This window comes from Marixanthomonas spongiae (assembly GCF_003095375.1).
Classification (GTDB): Bacteria; Bacteroidota; Bacteroidia; order Flavobacteriales; family Flavobacteriaceae; genus Marixanthomonas; species Marixanthomonas spongiae.
This window is the reverse complement of sequence record NZ_QEHR01000001.1, coordinates 81843-104265: the sequence shown is the minus strand read 5'-3', so window position 1 is coordinate 104265 and position 22423 is coordinate 81843. Positions and strand designations below refer to the sequence as shown.

Annotated in this window: 23 protein-coding genes; 10 read left to right on the top strand and 13 right to left on the bottom strand. The window is 42.5% G+C overall.

The genetic code is table 11. The features are described 5' to 3' along the window. Nucleotides 1-19 precede the first annotated feature (19 nt). Nucleotides 20-1216 carry a pyridoxal phosphate-dependent aminotransferase gene (locus DDV96_RS00520; RefSeq protein ID WP_116692790.1) on the bottom strand — a complete coding sequence of 399 codons (1197 nt, stop codon included), beginning with the start codon at nucleotides 1214-1216 and terminating at the stop codon, nucleotides 20-22. A gap of 12 nt (nucleotides 1217-1228) precedes the next feature. After that, on the bottom strand, nucleotides 1229-2329 hold the full coding sequence (locus tag DDV96_RS00515) for a fatty acid desaturase family protein (RefSeq protein ID WP_116692789.1): 1101 nt from the start codon (nucleotides 2327-2329) through the stop codon (nucleotides 1229-1231). A gap of 132 nt (nucleotides 2330-2461) precedes the next feature. Between DDV96_RS00515 and rsmG the strand changes: the two genes are divergently transcribed. After that, nucleotides 2462-3091 carry a 16S rRNA (guanine(527)-N(7))-methyltransferase RsmG gene (gene rsmG / locus DDV96_RS00510; protein WP_116692788.1) on the top strand — a complete coding sequence of 210 codons (630 nt, stop codon included), beginning with the start codon at nucleotides 2462-2464 and terminating at the stop codon, nucleotides 3089-3091. A 15-nt stretch (nucleotides 3092-3106) separates the two neighbouring features. Here the strand turns inward: rsmG and DDV96_RS00505 are convergent, their stop codons facing one another. Both DDV96_RS00505 and pruA read right to left on the bottom strand, forming a co-directional pair. Next, nucleotides 3107-3685: an NUDIX domain-containing protein gene (locus DDV96_RS00505; protein WP_116692787.1), complete on the bottom strand. Its 579-nt coding sequence runs from the start codon at nucleotides 3683-3685 to the stop codon at nucleotides 3107-3109. Between the two features lie 409 nt (nucleotides 3686-4094). Continuing rightward, complete coding sequence (gene pruA / locus DDV96_RS00500; protein ID WP_116692786.1) at nucleotides 4095-5726, bottom strand: L-glutamate gamma-semialdehyde dehydrogenase; 1632 nt, start codon at nucleotides 5724-5726, stop codon at nucleotides 4095-4097. 222 nt (nucleotides 5727-5948) lie between these two features. On the opposite strand from pruA, the gene DDV96_RS00495 reads away from it, so the two are divergent. Further along, a complete protein-coding gene (locus DDV96_RS00495; RefSeq protein WP_116692785.1) occupies nucleotides 5949-6656 on the top strand; it encodes an NRDE family protein in 708 nt (235 codons plus the stop codon). A 132-nt stretch (nucleotides 6657-6788) separates the two neighbouring features. On the opposite strand, the gene apaG is transcribed toward DDV96_RS00495, so the two are convergent. The 3 genes from apaG to DDV96_RS00480 are packed head-to-tail and all read right to left on the bottom strand — an operon-like array spanning nucleotide 6789 to nucleotide 9596. Beyond that, a complete protein-coding gene (gene apaG, locus DDV96_RS00490) occupies nucleotides 6789-7175 on the bottom strand; it encodes a Co2+/Mg2+ efflux protein ApaG (protein WP_116692784.1) in 387 nt (128 codons plus the stop codon). Between the two features lie 4 nt (nucleotides 7176-7179). Beyond that, entirely contained in the window at nucleotides 7180-8316 is a 1137-nt protein-coding gene (locus DDV96_RS00485) for a DUF3667 domain-containing protein (RefSeq protein ID WP_116692783.1), read from the bottom strand. A gap of 26 nt (nucleotides 8317-8342) precedes the next feature. Further along, on the bottom strand, nucleotides 8343-9596 hold the full coding sequence (locus tag DDV96_RS00480; protein ID WP_116692782.1) for a type IX secretion system plug protein: 1254 nt from the start codon (nucleotides 9594-9596) through the stop codon (nucleotides 8343-8345). A 187-nt stretch (nucleotides 9597-9783) separates the two neighbouring features. Between DDV96_RS00480 and DDV96_RS00475 the strand changes: the two genes are divergently transcribed. From DDV96_RS00475 to DDV96_RS00440, 8 genes are all read left to right on the top strand, one after another. Continuing rightward, nucleotides 9784-11136 (top strand): Na(+)-translocating NADH-quinone reductase subunit A, encoded by a 1353-nt coding sequence (locus DDV96_RS00475; RefSeq protein ID WP_116692781.1) that lies wholly within the window; start codon nucleotides 9784-9786, stop codon nucleotides 11134-11136. Between the two features lie 4 nt (nucleotides 11137-11140). Continuing rightward, nucleotides 11141-12349, top strand: coding sequence for an NADH:ubiquinone reductase (Na(+)-transporting) subunit B (locus DDV96_RS00470; RefSeq protein ID WP_116692780.1), 1209 nt, complete (start codon nucleotides 11141-11143; stop codon nucleotides 12347-12349). Between the two features lie 3 nt (nucleotides 12350-12352). Continuing rightward, nucleotides 12353-13102, top strand: a complete 750-nt coding sequence (locus DDV96_RS00465) for a Na(+)-translocating NADH-quinone reductase subunit C (RefSeq protein ID WP_116692779.1) — start codon at nucleotides 12353-12355, stop codon at nucleotides 13100-13102. 44 nt (nucleotides 13103-13146) lie between these two features. After that, nucleotides 13147-13794, top strand: coding sequence for an NADH:ubiquinone reductase (Na(+)-transporting) subunit D (locus tag DDV96_RS00460; RefSeq protein WP_116692778.1), 648 nt, complete (start codon nucleotides 13147-13149; stop codon nucleotides 13792-13794). A gap of 57 nt (nucleotides 13795-13851) precedes the next feature. Beyond that, nucleotides 13852-14583 (top strand): NADH:ubiquinone reductase (Na(+)-transporting) subunit E, encoded by a 732-nt coding sequence (gene nqrE / locus DDV96_RS00455; protein WP_116692777.1) that lies wholly within the window; start codon nucleotides 13852-13854, stop codon nucleotides 14581-14583. Nucleotide 14584: 1 nt separating this feature from the next. Then, entirely contained in the window at nucleotides 14585-15895 is a 1311-nt protein-coding gene (nqrF, locus tag DDV96_RS00450) for an NADH:ubiquinone reductase (Na(+)-transporting) subunit F (RefSeq protein WP_116692776.1), read from the top strand. Between the two features lie 91 nt (nucleotides 15896-15986). Beyond that, nucleotides 15987-16349: a Na(+)-translocating NADH-quinone reductase subunit F gene (locus tag DDV96_RS00445; RefSeq protein ID WP_116692775.1), complete on the top strand. Its 363-nt coding sequence runs from the start codon at nucleotides 15987-15989 to the stop codon at nucleotides 16347-16349. Nucleotides 16350-16420: 71 nt separating this feature from the next. Next, nucleotides 16421-17353, top strand: a complete 933-nt coding sequence (locus tag DDV96_RS00440; RefSeq protein ID WP_240607644.1) for an FAD:protein FMN transferase — start codon at nucleotides 16421-16423, stop codon at nucleotides 17351-17353. On the opposite strand, the gene DDV96_RS00435 is transcribed toward DDV96_RS00440, so the two are convergent. The 6 genes from DDV96_RS00435 to DDV96_RS00410 all read right to left on the bottom strand — a co-directional run bounded on the left by DDV96_RS00435 (nucleotide 17350) and on the right by DDV96_RS00410 (nucleotide 22401). Further along, entirely contained in the window at nucleotides 17350-18117 is a 768-nt protein-coding gene (locus tag DDV96_RS00435; protein ID WP_116692773.1) for a class I SAM-dependent methyltransferase, read from the bottom strand. The two genes, DDV96_RS00440 and DDV96_RS00435, sit on opposite strands and share 4 nt — an antisense overlap. 68 nt (nucleotides 18118-18185) lie before the next feature. After that, nucleotides 18186-19004 carry a type I methionyl aminopeptidase gene (gene map, locus DDV96_RS00430; RefSeq protein WP_116693172.1) on the bottom strand — a complete coding sequence of 273 codons (819 nt, stop codon included), beginning with the start codon at nucleotides 19002-19004 and terminating at the stop codon, nucleotides 18186-18188. A gap of 11 nt (nucleotides 19005-19015) precedes the next feature. Then, nucleotides 19016-19420, bottom strand: a complete 405-nt coding sequence (locus DDV96_RS00425; RefSeq protein WP_116692772.1) for a BT0820 family HAD-type phosphatase — start codon at nucleotides 19418-19420, stop codon at nucleotides 19016-19018. Between the two features lie 39 nt (nucleotides 19421-19459). Beyond that, nucleotides 19460-20053: a thioredoxin family protein gene (locus DDV96_RS00420; protein WP_116692771.1), complete on the bottom strand. Its 594-nt coding sequence runs from the start codon at nucleotides 20051-20053 to the stop codon at nucleotides 19460-19462. 5 nt (nucleotides 20054-20058) lie between these two features. Next, nucleotides 20059-21573 carry a 2,3-bisphosphoglycerate-independent phosphoglycerate mutase gene (gene gpmI / locus DDV96_RS00415; RefSeq protein ID WP_116692770.1) on the bottom strand — a complete coding sequence of 505 codons (1515 nt, stop codon included), beginning with the start codon at nucleotides 21571-21573 and terminating at the stop codon, nucleotides 20059-20061. 60 nt (nucleotides 21574-21633) lie between these two features. Beyond that, nucleotides 21634-22401, bottom strand: coding sequence for a M48 family metalloprotease (locus DDV96_RS00410; RefSeq protein WP_116692769.1), 768 nt, complete (start codon nucleotides 22399-22401; stop codon nucleotides 21634-21636). Nucleotides 22402-22423 lie beyond the last annotated feature (22 nt).

The following is a 22423-nucleotide window of genomic DNA, read 5'->3' as shown; positions in this document are numbered from 1 at the left end:
CGGATTTTTTATAGAAACTTTAGGCTTCTTCTGAGAGTACTTTTTTAATGCGTTTCATAGCTTCCACGATATCCGCTTCCGAAGCAGCGTACGAAAGCCTAATGCAGTTAGGGTCGCCAAACGCTTCGCCAGTAACGGTTGCCACCAAGGCCTCTTCTAAAAGAAACAGGGAGAAATCGGTCGCGTTGTTTATTTTGGTGCCGCGTATCGTTTTTCCGAAGAAACTCGACACATCGGGGAACACATAAAAAGCACCTTCAGGCTCGTTGGTTTTCATCCCGGGAATTTCAGAAAGCAAGTTCAAAATAAGTTTCCTGCGGTTTTTGAACGCCTCTACCATATACTTGATCTTAGTAGGTGGTTCTTCCAAAGCAGTTATGGTTGCACGTTGTGCAATACAGTTGGTGCCGCTGGTAACTTGGCCTTGCATTTTGGTACAGGCTTTGGCAATCCATTCTGGGCCACCAATGTAACCTATTCGCCATCCCGTCATCGCATACGCTTTTGAAACTCCGTTAACGGTAACGGTGCGGTCGTACATATCGTCAAACTGTGCCATAGAAGCGTGTTGGCTGGTAAAGTTTATATGTTCATAAATTTCGTCGCTCACAACAATGATATTGGGGTGCTTTACCAAAACATCTGCCAAGGCACGGAGTTCGTCCTTGCTGTACACCGATCCGCTTGGGTTGCAGGGCGAACTGTACATGATCATCTTGGTCTTTGGGGTAATGGCTGCTTCCAATGCTTCAGGTGTCACCTTAAAATCACTTTCGATACCCGTTTTAATGGGCACGGGCACGCCTTCGGCGACTTTGGCGATGTCGCTGTAACTTACCCAATAAGGGGCGGGAAGCAATACTTCGTCACCTTCGTTCAAGAGCACTTGTGCCAGATTGGCCAGCGATTGTTTTGCACCGGTGGAAACAACTATTTGCGATGGTTTGTAGTCAAGATTGTTGTCGCGTTTAAATTTTTTAATGATAGCTTGTTTCAACTCTCCATACCCATCAACAGGGGTATATGCGTGATAATCTTCTTCTATGGCCTTTATCGCAGCTTTCTTAACAAATTCCGGAACAGTAAAGTCGGGTTCTCCAAGGCTGAGGCCGATAATATCTTTTCCTTCTTCTCGAAGTTCTCTGGCTTTTGCGGCCATGGCAAGTGTGGCCGAGGTGGCCATTTTGTTAACGCGGTCAGAAAGTTGCTGTTTCATATTAGTTGGAGATTAAGCAGGTATTGCGGGCTTGAGCCCCATTTGTTTTAGATGTTTAAAGTGCGCTACAATGGCGCTTCTGGTGGTTTTGTATTCATGGTACGGCAAATTGAACTCCAGGGCCGTTTCCTTTACAATATCAGCGATTTTTGCATAATGGATATGGCTTATGTTCGGGAAAATATGGTGCTCCACTTGGTGGTTCAATCCGCCGGTAAACCAGTTTACCACTTTGTTTTTGGTTGAAAAATTAACCGTGGTAAACAGTTGGTGTATCGCCCAAGTGTTTTTCATATTGCCAGTTTTATCGGGCAAGGGCATATCGGTATCTTCTACAATGTGGGCCAATTGAAATACAATACTCAAGATTAACCCGGCTACGTAGTGCATAATGAAAAACCCGATGAGTATTTTCCACCACGCAATGTTGAAAAATAAAATAGGAATAACGATCCAAACGCCCATATAGATAAGCTTTGTGATGATAAGCACGCTCCATTGCGTTATGGGTTTTGGCATTTTGCCGTACGAGAGCTGTTTTGAAAGATACCGGCGGGTTTGTTTAAAATCGGTGGTCAAGGCCCAATTAAACGTAAGCAGCCCATAGAGCAATACACTGTAATATTGCTGAAATTTATGAAACTTACGCCATTTGGCGTGTTTCGAAAAACGAATGACGCGCCCCGCTTCCATATCTTCATCATGACCGTGAATGTTGGTATAGGTGTGGTGCAACACATTGTGCTGTACCTGCCAATTGTAAACGTTACCGGCCAAGATGTACATGCTGCCGCCCATAATTTTGTTGATCCATTTTTTTGACGAATAAGAACCGTGATTGGCATCGTGCATCACGTTCATGCCCACTCCGGCCATTCCTACACCCATGATAATAGTAAAAAGCAGTTGCGCCCAGGTGGGAAAATCTAATGTCAATAATAAAAAATAGGGGGTAAGGTAGAGCGAAAACATTACAATTGCTTTTAGGTGCAGTTTCCAATTACCGGTACGTTGTATGTTGTTTTCCTTGAAATAGGAGTTTACGCGTTTGTTCAGCGTTCTGAAAAATTTGGCTGAATCTACGCGAGAAAATTTAATATGAGGAGTGTTCACTAAAAATGTTTTTTAGATAGAAGTTCTACTGAAAAAATTAGGTGTAAAAATACATATCTTTAAGTAAATACCTTGCTCCAACCTTATAAAATTCCTCCATAACCGCTATTTTTGCAACTTAATTTTTCCAGTATGGACCTCATTTTAAACTATTTTCCGCATCTTTCTGAAAATCAACGCAGTCAATTTACAAAGCTCGAAGCATTATATCATGATTGGAACCTGAAAATCAACGTAGTTTCCCGAAAGGATATTGAAGAGTTGTACCTGCGCCACGTATTGCATTCGTTGGGGATTGCCAAGGTTCAAGTGTTTAAAAAAGATGCGAAAATATTAGATGTTGGCACTGGCGGGGGATTTCCCGGCATTCCGTTGGCGATTTTATTTCCCCGCACCCATTTTCACTTGGTTGATAGTATTGGGAAAAAAATTAAAGTAGTCGAAGAAGTTTCAGAAGGGTTAGGTTTAAAAAATGTAACAATCACAAACGATCGCGCCGAAAACATAACCGGGCAATACGATTTTATCGTCAGTCGTGCCGTAGCGCAAATGGAAACCTTTGTGCGTTGGGTAAAAGGTAGGGTGGCCAAAAAAAGCAATCACGAACTTAAAAACGGGATCCTTTATTTGAAAGGCGGTGACCTTACCGAAGAACTTGCCAACTTCCCAAAAGCAACCGTTTATGATTTGGCCGATTATTTTTCAGAAGAATTTTTTGAAACCAAAAGCGTAGTGCATTTGCCTTTAAAATATAAAGGATAATTTTTTTGGAAAGAATTACCGTTTTATGTCGTTCATTTTCTGAAACAAGAACCATTGCAGCCCAATCATGGTTTTGGCATCATTTATTTCATTGGAAAGATAAAGCCCTAATTCAGCAACCGGTATTTTGACTAATTGGATGTCTTCATCTTCGCTTTCCACACCGCCACCCGCTTCAGTTTTAGCTGTCGAGGCAACTTCAGCATAAAATAGGAAAAGTTTTTCGGTAGAGCCGCCGGGAGAGGTGTAAAACTCAGTGATCAATTTTGGGTTTTCAATGTGATAGCCCAGTTCTTCCAAAACTTCGCGCGAAATGCAATTGGATGGGGTTTCGTCTTTTTCCAAAGAACCCGCCGGCAGTTCCAGTATCCAAGCTTCACCGTGTTGGGTGGCGGGGTACCTAAATTGCTTAGTGAGCAATATACTGTCTGTGTCGGTTTCAAAAAGCACAATGCCCACCGAATCGCCCCTGTGAAAGGCCAACCGGTCTGTTGTGATGCTTTCGCCCTTAAAAGTGTCGTAGGTTGCTTGAGCCTTTAAAATTTTATAATGGTCGTTAAAAACCACGCGTTCGTTTTTAATGGAATAGTTCATAGCGAAAAGATACGAAAATAAGAAGAAGGTTTTTAAAAATGGTTGAGGTAAATTTTTGTAAATAACCTATGCTGTGTGGGCTACAAGACCATAGGGCCGGTTAGTGAGCAGGAAGATATGTAATGGGAAGCTGAATCAAAATTCTAAGTAGGTAGTTATCTTGGATAGTGTTTTGTGTTATGTTCTGCGTCCGTTTGCCGTGTTCAACGCCAAAGTTGTTAGGCGTAAAGATTTTAAAATATGAAAATTTAAACTTCTATCTTTCCTGCCTTATGGATCCCATTCCCTTCTTAATGGCCAGTCGGTCAGGCTCCAGTGAGGAAAATTAGATCAATTACACATTGGTTTGTTAAAAAAAATGAGGCTGCCCAATTTGGACAGCCTCATTTCGTGAAACTATTCAAAAAAATTAATCTTCTCCTAAAAACGGATATCTATAATCGGTAGGTGAAACAAAAGTTTCTTTTACCATACGAGGAGAAACCCATCGGTAGAGGTTTAATTTACTTCCTGCCTTATCGTTGGTTCCACTGGCTCGTGCGCCACCAAAGGGTTGTTGCCCTACAACAGCACCCGTTGGTTTATCGTTTAAGTAGAAGTTTCCAGCTGCGTTTTCAAGAATGTCCACTCCTTGTTGCAAGGCATAACGATCTTCACTGAACACAGCGCCCGTTAAGGCATATTCACTGGTTTCGTCTACCAAGTGAAGTGTTTCTTCCCATTTATCGTCTTCATACACATAAATGGTCACTACCGGGCCAAAAAGCTCCGTGCACATGGTGGTGTATTTTGGATCTTCGGTCTTAATAACGGTGGGTTCAATAAAATACCCTTCGCTTTTGTCGTATCCGCCGCCAGCAATGATCTCGGCATTGTCGTCTTCCTTGGCCCGGTCTATATAACCAGCCAGTTTATCGAACGATTTTTCGTGGATCACGGCATTGATAAAGTTGTCCATATTTTCTGGGGTTCCCATTTTAAAGGACTCCAAATCTTCTTGAACGTATTTTTTTACATCGCCCCATAAACTCTTAGGAATATAGCATCGGCTAGCGGCGCTGCATTTTTGTCCTTGGTACTCAAAAGCCCCTCTTGAAATAGCGGTGGCCACTAGTTTTGGGTTTGAGGTTTTGTGAGCAATGATAAAATCTTTGCCGCCGGTTTCACCTACTATGCGCGGGTAGGTCTTATATTTGTCGATATTGTTCCCAATTTTTTTCCAAATATCTTTAAATACGGTTGTAGAACCGGTAAAATGCAATCCGGCAAAATCAGGGCTGTCCAAGATGGTTTCAGTAATCATATTGGGGTCTCCCATGACCATGTTGATCACGCCGTCTGGCACACCAGCTTCTTTAAAGACATCCAGCACTACTTTGGCCGAGTACATTTGCGCAGCGCTCGGTTTCCAGATGGCTACATTTCCCATTAAAGCGGCACTGGACGGAAGGTTTCCGGCAATGGCAGTAAAGTTAAACGGGGTAATGGCATACACAAATCCTTCCAGCGGACGGTATTCCAATCTGTTCCAGGCCGATGCCGTAGATTCGGGTTGTTCTTTGTAAATTTCAATCATCGACTGCACGTTGAAACGCAGAAAATCGATCAATTCACAAGCCGAATCTATTTCAGCTTGGAATATATTTTTGGATTGCCCCAACATAGTAGCGGCATTGATCTTGGCGCGGTAAGGTCCTGCAATCAATTCGGCTGCACGAAGAAAAATGGCAGCTCGGTTAGGCCAAGGCATGGTCGCCCATTTTTTTCTAGCTTCCAAAGCACCTTCAATAGCTTCTTCTATGTGTTTTTTTTCGGCTTTGTGGTACACGCCCAGCTTGTGCTTATGATCGTGGGGAGGAGACATAACGGCGGTGTTGCCTGTCTCTATGTTTTTTCCATTAATATATAGCGGCACATCAACGGTGCTGTTGTACATCTCTTTGTAGGCTTTTAAAACCTCTTCTCGTTCAGGAGTCCCGGGAGCGTAGCTCAAAATAGGCTCATTTTTGGCTACCGGTACCTCGTAAAATCCTTTTCCCATAGGTGGTATCAATTTTTTATTGGTTTGTACTCATTTTAAGGGTGCAAAGGTACAAAATAAGGTTGTAGAATATGTGTTATCGAGCTGTTAAGTTATTCGCTTATAGAAGCTGATATTTCTTTAGGTATGTTAAAGTGCCCCTGATTTAATTTTATGAAGGTTTCATTGTAAATTGCTAAATGTCTTTGTAATTTACAGAAATGAATTTTAGATTGCTTAATTATGTGTACGCTTACGTTCATCCCAACCTCTAATAAGGGTTTTATACTCACCTCCAATCGGGACGAAGCGCCCGGCAGAAAAACATTGCCCCCTAAAATATATTATGAAAATAACACGGGTTTGCTATTCCCAAAAGATGAATTGGCTGGCGGCACGTGGATAGGGGTGAGCGATAAAAAACGACTTGTTTGTTTGTTGAATGGTGGCTTTACCGCCCACGAACGCAAAGACGAATACCGAATGAGCCGCGGTATTATTGTAACCCATCTATTAACTGTGGATGACGCAGTTTCAGAAGTAAAAAAATATGATTTTGAAGGCATAGAGCCGTTCACTATTGTTATGGTAGACTGGTCGCATCACCTGCGGATATTTGAGTTGGTCTGGGACGAAACTGACATTCATTTTTCCGAAAAACCCTTGGCGCCGCAAATTTGGTCTTCCTCGTTGTTATATACAGAAAAAATGAAGCAGAAACGCGAACAATGGTTTTCTGGCTTCTTATTTGAAAATTTGAGACCAACTTCAGAAAAAATACTGCACTTTCATAAAACAGCCGGAGAAGGGAATACGGAAAGCGACGTGATCATGGACCGCGGTTTCGTGAAAACAAAGAGCATCACCCAAGTGGTGAAAAACGATGAAGTAACCATGCGGTACGAAGACCTTGAAAAAGAAGCAGTTTTCAAGGAGTCTTTTTCGGCTTAAAATTGGTTTAAAACGAGTTTTGCTTTTGTCCTCCCCCCAACTCCTCCAAGGGGGGAGTAGTTACGTTTGTCTCTCCTCCTCATTGGGGAGGTTGGGACGGGACTTTTTTTAAAGGTAAATTCTAAGACTAACCTAGTTCAATGCAAATGCCGCATGCAGCTTGAACAACGGAATAGGAATTTTGAATTTTTCGTAGGTATTGGGGTTGCGGAAAATGTAATGGCCTTCCATGGAGCCAAAAGGCGACTGCAGCAAACATCCACTGCTATAGGCGTGTTTTTCGCCGGGCGGCAAGAGGGGGCGTACGCCGATTACACCATCGCCTTCCACGATTTCTATGGGTTTTAAGGAGTCTTTGATGATCCAGTGGCGGGACAGCAGTTGTACGGGCACTTTGCTTTGGTTTTCAATGGTTATGGTGTACGAAAAAGCATGGCATTCCCTTTGTTTGTTGATCAACGTCCCTTCAAAGCGGGGAATGACCGAAATTTTGATCCCTTTTGTTATTTGTTGTACCATATCGTTAATAAACAGCGGCTGTTGCCCCAAAGAATAGAACCGCCGCTATCGTTGCGCCAATCCAGAATACGATATTCAAAAATACAAATTTTAAGATAGTTATAAAACGGCTTTGTTTGTAAAAGTTGCGCAAGGCCTTGTAAAAATAAAATGGGCCAATAAGGGAAATCAAGATGCTCTGGAAAATCTCCCTGTCCATCAAGGTGTCGGGAATCAAGCAAATTATCAATGCCAAAAACAAAAAACTGAACAGATGGAACAAAAACACCGTATGGTCAATGTAGTTGTATTTTCTTTTTGAATAGATGAGCCAGAAAAACAGCGCGTAAAAAGGGATAAAGAAGAACACGAAAAACGGGGTTTTTTGAAACAAATAGTCTAAAAATGCCCGGGGGTTGTCCTCCACCCGTTCAATAGATTCGTTTTTGTTGTACAGCCACCGGTGGTACATCGTGTTGCTGTGGTTTAAGCTGTCCAAGGCCAAGCGGGCATTTTTAATATCATGTTTTTTATAGAAATCCCTGTAAAGTTCAAACCGTTTGGTGTTGCGCTTTAACCAGTTTAAGGTGTCTAAGCTGGCTTCGGAAATATAGTCAACACCAGACGTGGTTGTTGTGTGCGTTAGCGTGTCGGTTTTTTGGCTTTCGTCAATGGAATCCTGTATGGCTTTTGCCTGAGCCGAAGCTTTTTTTACTTGATCGTTAATGGTACGCCAGTTATCATAAAATTCATTGGTTGTTTCTCCTTTTTCTGCATTGGATATAAATGCATTGTTTTCTTCAGGAAAAACAATCCCAATGAGGCTTTGCAGAATAAAATAAATAATGGAAACGCTTAAAAAAAACCGGAACGGGTTGGCATATTTTTGCCGTTCGCCTTTTACATATCTTTTGCTAATGGTCCCCGGACTGAAAAGTAAATCTTTTAGAGTATAGCGCAAACGGGAATCGTACGTGACAATGCTACCAATAAACTCGGCAAAAAAATCTTTAAAGGAAAGCGGTTTGGTACTGTTCAATTGTGAGCAGTAGGGGCAATACACGTCGCTTTTGTCCAACGGCTGCCCACAGTTAAGGCATTCGTCCCCACGGTACTTTAGGGCTTTACGGCTGTTGGAGGTTAGGCGGTTTTTTTTGCTCATGGCATAATAATGTAAAACTCATCACCCTAATTATTACTAATATTGGTAGAATTTCCCCTGCCCATCCCTATGATACGGTCATACCGGGCGCCAAGGTCTCTAAAATAGACCAGCACGGTATAATCGTTTTCGGTTTGCCAGAAGTTTCCGCTTACCGCACCGGGCTCAATGCTGCCATCGCGGTTTACCACAACGTATTTGTAATTGTAAAACCCTTGTTTAAACAAACGGGAGTTTCGGTAGGTGTCGCTTTGTGGATCGTATTTCATATAGGTAGAGCCATCGATGGTCCAATTGTTGAAATTTCCGTAGAGATGGATTTCTTTGTCGCCAATATCATCAAAATACTGCAAATTAAAGTGCAGGCGCACGTATTCGGCTTCAATGTCGGGATCGTTGGCATTGATGTTGCGCACCACAAAGTTTCCGTTGATGTCCGGGTTGTAGGTGTACGGCCGGTCATACCGGGCAATATCGGTAAACAAATAGTTGTCATACACATCGCTCACGCCAATGCGGCTAATGCTGTTGCCGGCAGCCCGAACGTCTTTGTTGTCGAAAGCTAAAAACTCGTTTCCGCCCCAAAAAGACGCTTTTTCGTCATATTTATAGATTAGTTCGCTACCTAAGGTATATTGTGGCTTCAGGTCGGTTATGGCGGTTTTTAGGTTGCTGTTTTGCATGACGAGTGTATGCACGGTTTGTTTTGGGTTTATTAAAAGTAGGTTGGGCGAGTTGATGGTAAATTGCACGGTTTGTTTTTCTTCGATGTACTTCAGGTCACGCGAGCGTTTTATGGCTACGCTCACGCTGGCAATATTTTCGATCACCATAAACTTGCGGGAAAAAACCGGGTTGTTGTCGCTGTCCAAAATGGTAAGAAGGTAATTCCCGCTTTTCGTCACGCCCCTTGTTTCCCGGTTGGGGATCGATAGGGTGTAGTGCGAAAAAATCTGCAAGGTGTTCAAGGAATTCTTGTAGGTTTCAATGCGCACATCGTCAAACCCATCAAGATATTCACTTTTGGCCAGATCGCTCTCGGTCCAGTCAAAATTATGATGGGTGATGGTGTAGTAGAAATCTTCTTCTTTGCCGTTCAAAGCATCAAAAGAGAGTTGAAGCCGTTCGCCCAACCGAATAACAGGCAGCTCGCTCTGGGCGGTCGTGCCTTTAAATTGAATGGTTTTAATGTAATTGGGAGCTGGAATTTCAGCTAATTGCGAGAAAGCAATGTTAGTACCGTAAATGAAAAACAAAAAGAATATTAACTTCTGAAACATATAAATAATTTTGAGTTAAAGGTAATCAAATTTTGTGCCTTGATGCGAAATAAATAAAATTGGAAATAGTACTAAATAAAATTGTAATTATTTGTTGGGGAAAGCGGTTATAAATTTATAAATTTGCAGACCCGAATTTTTAGCCCATCATAGGCCGGGAAAAAGATAACTGTAACACAACTATCCTATGTCCAAAGACATTAAGATTAAAAAAGGTCTTGATATTCGTTTAAAAGGAGAAGCGGATAAGACACTTGCCAATGCGCCGCGCTCGCGAACCTTTGCCATTAGACCTTCGGACTTCCACCTCATTACACCCAAGATGGTATTGAAAGAAGGTGGTAAATTGAAAGCTGGGGACCCTGTATTTTATTCAAGGGAGAACAAAGCACTCAATTTTGTTTCGCCCGTAAGCGGCACCCTCACAGCTATTGAAAGAGGTGCAAAACGCGTTATTGAGCGTATTGTGATCGAGGCCGATCAACAAGATACCTACAAAGATTTTGGCATCACCAACGTGCAGACCGCCGATGCCCAAGCGATTAAAGACCGTTTGCTGGAGGCTGGATGCTGGCCGTTTATCAAGCAGCGTCCGTACGATATTATTGCCGAAGCCGACACCACGCCCAAGGCCATTTTCATTTCGGCCTATGCAAGTGCTCCTTTGGCAGCAGATTACGATTTTACCTTAAAAGGAAAAGAAGCCGAGCTTCAGGCCGCAGTTACCGCCCTTGGCAAATTGACCGATGGTGATGTGCACGTAAGCATTGGGACAAGCGGCACCTCGCCTTTTGATAACCTAAATGGCATTGCACTTCATAAAGTATCGGGGCCGCACCCTTCTGGAAACGTAGGGACGCAGATTGCCATGATCGATCCTGTTAACAAAGGCGAAACTGTATGGACGGTTGCCGCCCAGGATTTAGTGATTATCGGGGAGTTGCTCTTAACCGGAAAATTTAATGCCGAGCGTATTATAGCCTTGGCAGGTTCTTCGGTTAAAAACCCAAAATATTACCGAACCAAAATTGGTGCTGAGGTTTCAACTTTTGTATATGATTCTGGTTTGGAAGAAGAAAACGTTCGCGTGATAAGCGGAAACGTGCTTACAGGGGATAAAATTTCACCAAAAGGGCATCTGGGCTACTATCACAATATGGTAACGATAATTCCTGAAGGCGATGACTACGAATTTTTTGGCTGGAACAAACCTGTTTTTGATAAAATTTCACCATCACGTGCATTGACATTCTCTTGGTTGTTTCCGAAGAAAAAATACGAATTGGACACCAATACCAATGGCGAGCACAGGGCTTTTGTGGTATCAGGGAATTACGAAGAAGTGTTTCCGCTGGACATTTACCCGTTGCAGATATTAAAAGCTTGCATGGTGCAAGACCTGGACCAAATGGAAGCCCTGGGGATGTACGAAGTGGCTCCAGAAGATTTTGCTTTAACTGAATTTATTTGTGTATCGAAACAACCACACCAAGAGATTATTCGCAATGGTTTGGATCAAATGATTAAAGAAATAGGATAATGCTATGGGATTGAAACAAAAATTACATACGCTAAAACAGAAATACAAAGGCAAAAAGATGGCGCCGGCTTTTAATGCACTGCACACCTTTTTGTACCTGCCCAACGAAACGACCCATTCTGGTTCACACGTGAGGGCAGCAGACGATTTAAAACGCACCATGAACACGGTGATTATGGCGTTGATCCCTTGCTTGATTTTTGGGATGTTCAACGCCGGTTATCAAACCAACTTGCAAACAGACCCTAACATTACCCAAGCAACTGGCTTTTTTAGTGGTGAGTTCTGGAACTGGGCAAACTTTGAAATAGGTTTGTGGAAAGTACTTCCGTTAGTGCTGGTTTCCTACGGTGTAGGGCTTGCGGTGGAGTTTTTGTTCGCCATTATAAAAGGCCACGAAGTAGAGGAGGGGTACTTGGTTACCGGTATGTTAGTGCCATTGATTATGCCAATCGACATTCCGTTGTGGATGTTGATCGTAGCCGTAGTGTTTGGCGTGGTGATAGGAAAAGAGGTCTTTGGAGGGACCGGGATGAACATCCTGAACCCCGCCTTGACCATCCGTGCCTTTTTGTTCTTTGCTTATCCTACTTGGATGAGTGGTGATAAAGTATGGGTACACGGCGCAGTGGAGACTGCCGGTCAACCCGATGCCATTTCAGGAGAAACCATCCTCGGAAGCTTGGCGCAAGGGCATGAGATAAGTTACAGCATTGCCGATATGTTCCTTGGGTTTATTCCAGGCTCGGTAGGCGAAACATCTACCTTGCTCATTTTATTGGGTGCCTTGATCCTAATTTTTACAAAGATAGGAAGTTGGCGTATCATCCTTTCAACAGTATTGGGCGCTCTGGCAATGGGCTTGCTCTTTAACGGTATTGTGGATATGGGTTGGATAGACAGTTCCAGTAAATTCTACGGATTGATGAACACCGAATTCTGGCATCACTTGATCATTGGAGGCTTTGCCTTTGGTGCGGTGTATATGGCAACAGACCCAGTTACCGCCTCCCAGACCAATAAAGGAAAATGGATTTATGGTTTCCTTATTGGGTTCATATCCATATTGATACGTGTGTTTAACCCTGCATATCCAGAAGGGGTTATGCTAGCGATCCTCTTAATGAACGTTTTCGCACCGACCATCGATCATTATGTGATACAAGGAAATGTTAAAAAGCGAATGAAACGAATAAAAGTTAAAACCGCATAAGAAATGGCGATCAATACAGATAAAAACAGTTATACTATCATCTTTGCCATCATTATGGTTATAGTGGTAGGTTCTATTTTGGCCGGTTTTGCCAATGGACTGAAACCGAAGATCAAAGAAAACCAGCGATTTGAAAAGCAACAGAACATCCTCTACGCTATGGGTGTCAATGAAAATGAAGGGCCTAACGATGTAACTTTTGTCTCTACAGATAAAGTAGAAGAGCAGTTTCATAAATACATTACCAAGCAATTGGTCATTCAAGGTGATGACATTACTGAAAACGACGAAGCCTACCTTATCGATATTAAGAAAGAAGAAACAAAAGCCAAAGATCCAGATTACACTAGAAAATTACCGCTGTTTATCGGGGAAAAAGACGGAAAGGAAATTTACGTCATCCCGGTTCGCGGAAAAGGACTTTGGGACGCAATCTGGGGCTTTGTGGCCGTTGATAAATCCATGACCATCCAAGGAGTGTTTTATGATCACAAAGGAGAAACCCCAGGTCTCGGTGCCGAAATAAACCAGCGGTATTTTATGGACGACTTTACCGGCGAAAGCTTTTTGCACGGCGGTGCTTTTGAAGGGATTGAAGTTTCAAAAAGCAACAACGACCCTACAAACACCAATACCGATGACAATAAAGTAGATGCCATTGCCGGCGCAACCATTACAGGAGACGGTGTTGCGGCCATGTTGCGAAAAGATGTGAAAATGTACGTGCCTTACTTTAAATCCTTGCAGGAATAATTTTAGCGCACTTAAAACTTTAGAAATTAAGACATTATAAAAATATGGGACTTTTATCAAAAAAAGACAGTAAACTTATATTGGACCCATTGGCGGACAACAACCCTATTACCATTCAGGTGTTGGGAATATGTTCGGCCTTGGCAATTACAGCTCAGTTAAAACCTTCTATAGTGATGGCTATTTCTGTGTTGTTTGTAATGGGTGTTGGTAACGTGGTGATTTCGTTAATGCGGAATATTATTCCCTCAAAAATCAGGATCATTGTCCAGCTAATTGTTGTGGCAACCTTGGTGATTATTGTAGATCAGGTTCTGAAGGCTTTTGCTTACGAATTGAGCAAAGAACTCTCGGTTTTCATCGGGTTGATCATTACCAACTGTATCATTATGGGACGTTTTGAGGCCTTTGCATTGGGTAACGGTCCTTGGCGCTCGTTTCTTGATGGTATAGGAAATGCTGCAGGGTACGGGGTAATTCTTGTAATTGTTGGCTTTTTCCGTGAGCTTTTGGGTTCTGGAACATTGTTCGGCTTCCCGGTGCTTGGGAATCCAGTTACCAAAACCGGATTGTATGGCATAGGATATGAAAATAATGGATTTATGGTTTTGCCTCCAATGGCGTTGATTGTAGTGGGGATTATCATTTGGGTTCAACGCAGCAGAAATAAAGAATTAATAGAAGAGAATTAATATATTAATCCCTCTTTAAAAGAGGGTTAGGGGTGTTCCCCTTTTAAATTATATGAAATGGAACATTTAGAGCTATTTTTTAAATCTATTTTTGTGGATAACATGGTATTCGCATACTTTTTAGGTATGTGTTCGTATCTGGCAGTATCCAAAAAAGTAAGCACCGCCGTTGGATTAGGAGCTGCTGTAATATTTGTATTGACCGTGACCGTGCCTTTAAACTGGTTGTTGGACCAGTACATATTACAAGAAGGCGCCTTAAAGTGGTTAGGCCCAGAATATGCTGAATACGACTTAAGCTTCCTGTCTTTTATCTTGTTTATCGCCACCATTGCCACTATGGTGCAATTAGTAGAAATAGTGGTAGAGAAATTTTCTCCTTCACTCTACAATTCGTTAGGTATTTTCCTTCCATTGATTGCTGTAAACTGTGCCATTTTAGGAGGGTCGTTGTTTATGCAATCCCGTGATATCGAAACTTTTGGATTGGCGCTTAATTACGGTTTTAGCTCTGGTATTGGGTGGTTTTTGGCTATCCTTGCCATTGCTGCCATTCGTGAAAAAATACGTTATTCGAATGTGCCGGCACCTTTGCGAGGTTTAGGAATAACTTTCATTATTACTGGTCTAATGGCGATTGGTTTTATGAGTTTTGGAGGAATGTTGACCGGCGGAAGTGAAGAAAAACCCGCATTGGACGGCAATCCCGACAATTTAGGAATTCAAGTAGAAGAAAATATTGAATCAACCGAAACACCCGAAGTTTCAACCCTACTAACAAAAGAGTAATATGTTTTTAGCAGCAAGCACATTAGGAGTTATAATCGCAACGGTTGTTGCCTTTTTGGTACTTATTTTACTATTGGTTGCACTTTTGCTTTTTACCAAACAAAAGTTGTCACCTTCTGGTCCGGTAACCATAACCATTAACGACGAAAAGAAACTGGAAGTAGAATCCGGTGGAACGTTGTTATCTACCCTTAGCGGAAAAAAAATATTCCTGCCTTCGGCCTGTGGAGGTGGTGGTACATGTATTCAATGTGAATGCCACGTACTTGAGGGTGGTGGAGAAGCATTGCCAACAGAAACCCCGCACTTTACCCGTAAAGAGTTAAAAGAAGGCGCACGTCTTTCGTGTCAAGTAAAAGTGAAACAGGATATGAATATCCAGATACCGGAAGAAGTCTTCGGTATCAAAAAATGGGAAGCAACGGTGGTGCGTAACTATAACGTGGCTTCTTTTATTAAAGAATTTGTAGTGGAAATTCCTGAAGATATGAACTACAAGGCTGGTGGCTATATCCAAATTGAAATACCACCTTGTGAGGTAAAGTTTGAAGATATGGACATTACCGCCCATCCAGAAGAACACGACACGCCTGATAAATTTAAAGAGGAATGGGATAAGTTCAAATTATGGCCGTTGGTCATGAAGAACGATGAAACGGTTGAAAGAGCCTACTCCATGGCTTCTTATCCAGCCGAAGGACGTGAAATTATGTTGAACGTTCGTGTGGCTACTCCACCATTTGATAGGGACAAAAACGGCTGGATGAACGTAAACCCCGGTATTGCTTCGTCCTATATATTCAATGCCAAAAAAGGAGATAAAGTAACCATCTCAGGACCATTTGGAGAGTTCTTTATCAACCACTCTGATGCCGAAATGTTATACGTTGGTGGTGGAGCCGGAATGGCGCCCATGCGTTCACACTTGTACCATTTGTTCAAAACATTGAAAACCGGCCGTAAAGTTACTTATTGGTACGGAGGTCGTTCCAAAAGGGAATTGTTCTACTTAGAGCACTTCCGTGAATTGGAACGTGAATTTTCTAATTTTAAATTCTATCTGGCACTTTCAGAACCTTTAGAAGAGGATAACTGGAAAGTAAAGAAAGATATCCATGATGAAGAAGGTGATGGTTTTGTAGGCTTTATCCACCAAGTAGTGATCGACAACTACTTAAACCACCACGAAGAACCAGAAGAAATTGAACTCTATTTCTGTGGTCCGCCGTTAATGAACCAAGCAGTTCAGAAAATGGGAGAAGATTTCGGTATCCCAGATGAGAACATACGCTTTGATGATTTTGGAGGGTAAGCACCAGTAAAATTTCTTTAAAATTTAAACAGCCGTTTCAGTTTTTCTGAAACGGCTGTTTTATTAACCAAATACTTCATATTTTTGCAATATGGCTTTACCACTTACCCAACAGGAACTGCACAACCTTGCTATGAACATTGTAGGAAAAGATCTTGAGGCGAACGGTTTTGAATTCTTGGGCGTCAATTCTAAATTGAAAAAAGATCCGCAATTTGTGGCCTTGAAGAATAAAGACCTGCATTTTATAATTGTCCGCGCTGTCAGCTATCCTGAAGACGCCAATACCTACGATCCCGTTTTTATGCAGACCATTAAAGCCCACGCCGAAAAGTTTGAGGCAAAAACCTATTACGCCGGAGTAGGATTAGGCCACGGAAGCGACTATGCAAAACCGGTTTTAAAAAATGAAGATTACACCATGGTGTATAACGGTTTGCAGGAAATAGTATGAGGTGTCTACTGGTTATAACCACTCTTTTTCTTCTGTTTTCTTGCGGGGAAAACAGCCCTGAAAAAATATATATGGAAGGTAAGGCTTTTGGCACCACCTATCATATTCAATATTTTTCGCAGGAAGGCTTTGATGCTCAAGAAGGAATTGATTCCGTTGTGGAAGCGGTTAACCATTCGGTGAGCACCTATATTCCCAATAGCGATATTTCAAAAATAAACCGTGGCGACTCCACCGTGGTGATAGACCAAACGTTTAGAGAGGTGTTTGTCCTTTCAGAAAAGATACACAAACAAACCCAAGGCTATTTCGATCCTACCATTGGTGTGTTGCGCAACGCCTATGGATTTGGCGATGCAAAACCCCTTCAAGAAATAGACAGTACTACATTAGACTCTTTGATGCAATTTGTTGGTTTTGATAAGGTAACCCTTACTTCAGAAAATACGATTCAGAAAACGCACCCTCAAATATATTTCGATTTCAACGCCATCGCAAAGGGCTATGGGATTGATTTATTAGGAAGCTACTTGGAAAAAAACCAGATAACCAATTATTTAATTGAATTGGGAGGTGAAATTTTAGCTAAAGGGATCAATGTAGAAAAACAAAAGCCGTGGGTTGTTGGCATTGAGTCGGTCAATTCAGAAATTAATAATAGAAACGTTGCCGAAACCGTACCGCTTAAAAATGAAGCGATGGCTTCTTCGGGAAATTACCGAAAATTCAGGATTGATTCCTTGACCGGCAAAAAATATGTGCATACCATAAACCCAATTACCGGAAAGGCCCAGCAAAGCAACGTTACCAGCGCGACCGTTATAGCGCCCACTTGTGCAGAAGCAGATGCCTATGCCACCTCATTTATGGCTTTGGGGCTCGAAAAAGCGAAAAAACTGCTGCAAACCCTGCCAAAAGTAGAGGCGTACCTTACCTATACCGACTCTTTAAACCAGCATAAAGAATATTTAACCGAAGGGATGAAAGCGAGAATACAAGATTAATTTTTCCTGCAAACGGGCAATAATTCGCCTTTTGCCAAGCGGTATTCATTTATTTCTTCTTCGGAAAAATGCTTGGTGTAATCTACCGCTTCTACAGCAAAGCCAACCGAAGCCAGTTTGTCAAAATAGTCCATACCGTAAATTCGCACGTGGTCGTATTGCCCAAAGATCTTGGCACGCTCTTTTGGGTCGGTTATCGAGTTGTCCTCAAAGGTTATTTTTCTATCGTTTTCTAACGGAATTTGTAATATCGCCGTCCCTCCCGGAGCCAATATACGGTACAATTCTTTCATTGCTGTGGTGTCATCTGGAATGTGTTCCAAAACGTGATTGCAAATGATAAAATCGAATTCATTGTCGGGAAATGGTAAATCACAAATGTCGGCCTTAACATCGGCGATGGGTGAGTTAAGGTCCGTGGTAGTGTAATCTAAATGTTTTAAGTTCTTGAACCGTTTGTAAAACGCTTGTTCCGGTGCAAAATGCAGTACTTTTAATGCTTCGGAAAAAAAAGTGGTTTCATTTTTTAAATACAGCCAACACAATCGGTGGCGTTCCAAGGACAAAGTGCCGGGCGCCAAAACGTTCTCGCGCACGTGTTCATAGCCATAGGGTAAAAACTTTCGGTACGACTTTCCGTCAATGGGGTCTGTATACTTGTTGCCCCTTAAAAAGAAAGCGACAAAAGGACGGACTACGTAGCTCACCCTAATTAATAGGGGACGGGGGAAAATGCCCAATATGGTTTTAAAGGTTTTTTTCAATGTGATTTATTGTTATTGGACAGATAGATCTCAAAGGGTTTTAGATTCTTTGAGGTCTTAAAAAAATATCACAGCACCAATTCCTTTTGCCGGAATTCATTTTCTTCATCACTTTCTATGCCTAAGGCGTCATAAATATAAGCAAATGTGGAAAGCAGTTCCGGTTTACCGTTTATTAAGGCCACATCGTGCTCAAAATGGGCGCTTGGCTTTCGGTCTGCCGTTAAGATGGTCCAACCGTCCTTTAATTGTTCAATGCGGCGGGTGCCTAAATTGATCATTGGTTCGATGGCAACCGTCATACCTTCTATAAATTTCTTGCCTCTACCCCTCCGGCCGTAATTGGGCATTTCGGGATCTTCGTGCATTTTACGCCCCAGACCGTGACCTACTAACTCCCGCACCACGCCATAACCGTGTTCTTCGCAGTATTTTTGAATGGCATAGCCCACATCGCCCACGCGGTTGCCTTTTTTGAATTCGCGAATACCAACATACAGCGATTCCTTGGTGACTTTTAAAAGTTTTTTCACTTCCGGCGCCACTTCGCCTACTTCAAAAGTATACGCATGGTCGCCGTAAAACCCGTCTTTCACGGCCCCACAATCAATGGATATAATATCGCCTTCCTGAAACGGAACATCATTGGGAATCCCGTGCACGACTTGCGCATTGGGACTCATACATAAACTGTTGGGAAAATCGTACAGTCCCAAAAAGCCTGGAACGGCTCCGTGGTCTCTAATGAATTCTTCGGCCATTTTGTCCAGTTGAAGGGACGTAGCGCCTGGTTTTACTTCTTTTGCGAGCATGCCCAAGGTTTTTGAAACGATCAAGGCCGCTTCCCGCATCAATGCTATCTCTTCCTTGTTTTTTGTTACAATCATTTTTTTCTTTTTTAAAAAGGAAGCCATCCGCTCTTCTTTTTCTTGGTTTGTATATCCGGCTTTTCTTCGCCAATTAGCTGTTGATAAACCTGCCCCCATTGCAGTAGGCCTCCAATGTTTCGATCATCGATAAAAATATCGGCGTTTATTTTCCGGCTGTATTTCGGATCGAAATTTTCTTCAGGAAAACTCTTGTTAATCGAATAAAATATAACGCCTTGTTCTTTACAAAAAGCCACTGCATCATCTAAAGCCTTGCCATTTCTATATGTCCATAAAATTAACCGGTGCCCGTTTTCCTGAAGTTTCCGAAGTGTTTCAAAAGCAAACAGTTTGGGCTTGCCAATGTTAGGATAGTGGTCCTCTACAATGGTGCCGTCAAAATCTACCGCAATGGTCAAGGTTTTGGCAATCATAGCTTATTTTGAAGGGCAAAAATACAAATAATGCGGCACTTATTCTTCGTAAGCATGTTTGTAATCGGCGCCACTTACAATGGTGAGCATGTCTTTTTCAAGGCTTTCTTGTGCGTATTCTACAAAACGGCCCAGTTCTTTTCCGTTTTTGTAGAATATGATGGTTGGTACAAAGTCAATGTTCAAATTGTTTTCATAGCCTTCTTCGGTTAATTTTTGATGGTCGGTGGCATAGAGGTCAAAACGGTTAAAATTATAATCGGCATACTCCAATATACTGTAAAGCGCCGGTATTTCACGCTGACTGTCGGAACACCAAGAACCCATAAAGGCCGTTATTTTTACGTCTTTTAGGAGCGGTTTTATTTTTTTAACCGTGGCCGTGTCCAAGGTATGGAAATCTTCGTTTGCTTGAAACCAATCGGCATACGGTTCTTTCTGGAATGCTTTTTTGTTGATTTTTCCTATAAGCATAGTGCCACCGTCTTCTTCATCGGGCACTTCTTTGTTTAAGGCAGGTGGTTTACTTTCTTTTGAAACAGGTTGTTCTGGTGTTTGTGCTTCTTTGTTTTCTTTTGGCGAACCGCACGCCACGCAGGTCAATGCGGTAAAGGCCAATATTAAATTTTTCATAGGTTTTAAATTAAGGAATCTTGTGTCATAGACTCAGGTTTGTCAATGCCCATCAATTTTAAAATAGTGGGGGCAATATCGCCTAAAATGCCTTTTTTCACTTCTTGAATCTCCTCATCCACAATAATTAATGGTACGGGATTGGTCGTGTGGGCCGTATTGGGCGATCCATCTGGGTTGCGCATGGTCTCGCTGTTGCCATGATCGGCCAGGACAATAGTGGTATACTCGTTGGCCTGCGCCGCTTCAATGATGCTTTTGGTACAACTGTCGACCGTTTCGCAGGCTTTTACGGCTGCTTCAAAAACACCGGTGTGGCCTACCATATCAGGGTTTGCGAAATTCAAACAAATAAAATCGGCCGATTTGGAGTTGATTTCAGGAATAATCTTGTCCCGAACTTCATAGGCGCTCATTTCGGGCTGTAGGTCGTACGTGGCTACTTTTGGCGACGGGCATAAAATGCGGCGTTCGCCGGTAAAAGGTTGTTCCCTTCCACCGGAAAAGAAAAATGTAACGTGTGGGTATTTTTCGGTTTCGGCAATGCGTATTTGGGTTTTATGGTTTTGTTCCAACACTTCGCCCAAGGTTTCTTTTATGTTTTCTTTTTTATAGACGACAGCTATGTTCTTAAACGATTCGTCATAATTTGTAAGGGTGATGAATCGCAAAGGCAGTTTTTTCATATTATATTCCGGAAAATCTTGTTGTGTCAAGGCCTCGGTAAGTTGCCTTCCCCTATCGGTCCTGAAATTGAAAAAAATCACCACATCGTCTTTTTCAATGGTAGCAACGGGTTTTTCGTTTTCGCTCATTACGATGGGTTTGATGAATTCATCCGTAACCCCGTTTTCATAACTTTCTTTGATGCTTTGCACGGCATCAGTTGTATGTTGACCTTTTCCGAAGACCAACAAATCATACGCATTTTTTACACGTTCCCAGCGTTTATCCCGGTCCATTGCGTAATACCGGCCAATTATTGAAGCCAATTTGCCATTGGTTTTTTTTAAGTGATCTTGTAAATCTTGAATATGCCGGGCACCAGACTTGGGGTCTACATCCCGGCCATCGGTAAAGGCGTGGACAAACATATTGTCGACCCCTTGGTTATTGGCGGCGGTGAGCAGCCCTTTTAAATGGTTGATATGCGAATGCACCCCACCATTGGAAACCAAACCGATAAAATGAACCTTCTTGTCATTTTTCTTCGCATAGTCAAACGCTTCTTTTAAAACAGGCTCGTCTTTCAAGGTATTGTTTTGTACGGCTAAGTTGATTTTCGCCAAATCTTGATACACAATGCGACCGGCACCCAAGTTCATGTGCCCCACTTCGCTATTGCCCATTTGCCCTTCGGGTAAGCCTACGTTCATGCCATCGGTGCGCAATTGGGCGTTGGGATATTTTTTGTAAAGTGAATCTATAAAAGGGGTTTCGGCTTGTTCTATGGCCGACACCGCTGGTTCTTTGGTAACGCCCCATCCATCGAGGATGAGCAAAAGGACTTTTTTGTTCATAGTAATAATTGAAGTGCAAAGGTACTAATAATGAAAAAGACGTGGTGTTTTTAAAAAAATCTATCCGCCGTACTTTTCAATGGCTTCTTCAATTTTCTCGATTCGGTTTTCTGGGTCGGGGTGCGTGCTTTTAAATTCGGGCAGGCGGTTGGGGCCGGCTGCGGCTTTTAAAATTCGCATTACCTCGATCATCTCCCGGGGGTTGTAGCCTGCGTTAATCATAAACCGAACGCCAAGATCGTCGCTTTCCAGTTCATCATCACGGCCGTTGCCCAGCAGCACATTTTGACCGATTCCGGCAACCAAGCCACCGGCATCAGCCCCCACTGAAGCCCCTTGCGAAACAGTCTGCCAAAATTCGGTTTCTGCGATACGCTCTGCGGAATGACGCCCGAGCACATGGCCAATCTCATGCCCCAAAACCCCAGCAAGCTGGTCTTCAGATTGAAGTTTTGAAAACAACGCTTGGGTAATGAATATCTGCCCGCCAGGTAGTGCAAAGGCATTCACCGTCTGGTTGTCGGCCAATAAATGGAATTCGTATTGATATGGGGTGTCTTTCGCCATACTGTTGTTAACCAGTTTCGCCCCAACCTTATCTACATAATCTTGTTGGCGTTGATCGGGGTGCATACCGCCGTATTGATCGATCATTTCCGGAGCGCTCTGCAAGCCAATTGCGATTTCTTTTTCGGTGGTCATGGAGATGGTCTGTTCTTTTCCGGTGTACGGATTTTCTTCGGTGTTCATGCACTTTTTGAAAAAAGCAAAGGCAACGATTGCCAGACCGATAAAAATCCTGATTTTCCAACTGCGTCGTGAAGCCATAATATTGGTTTTTAGCACACTA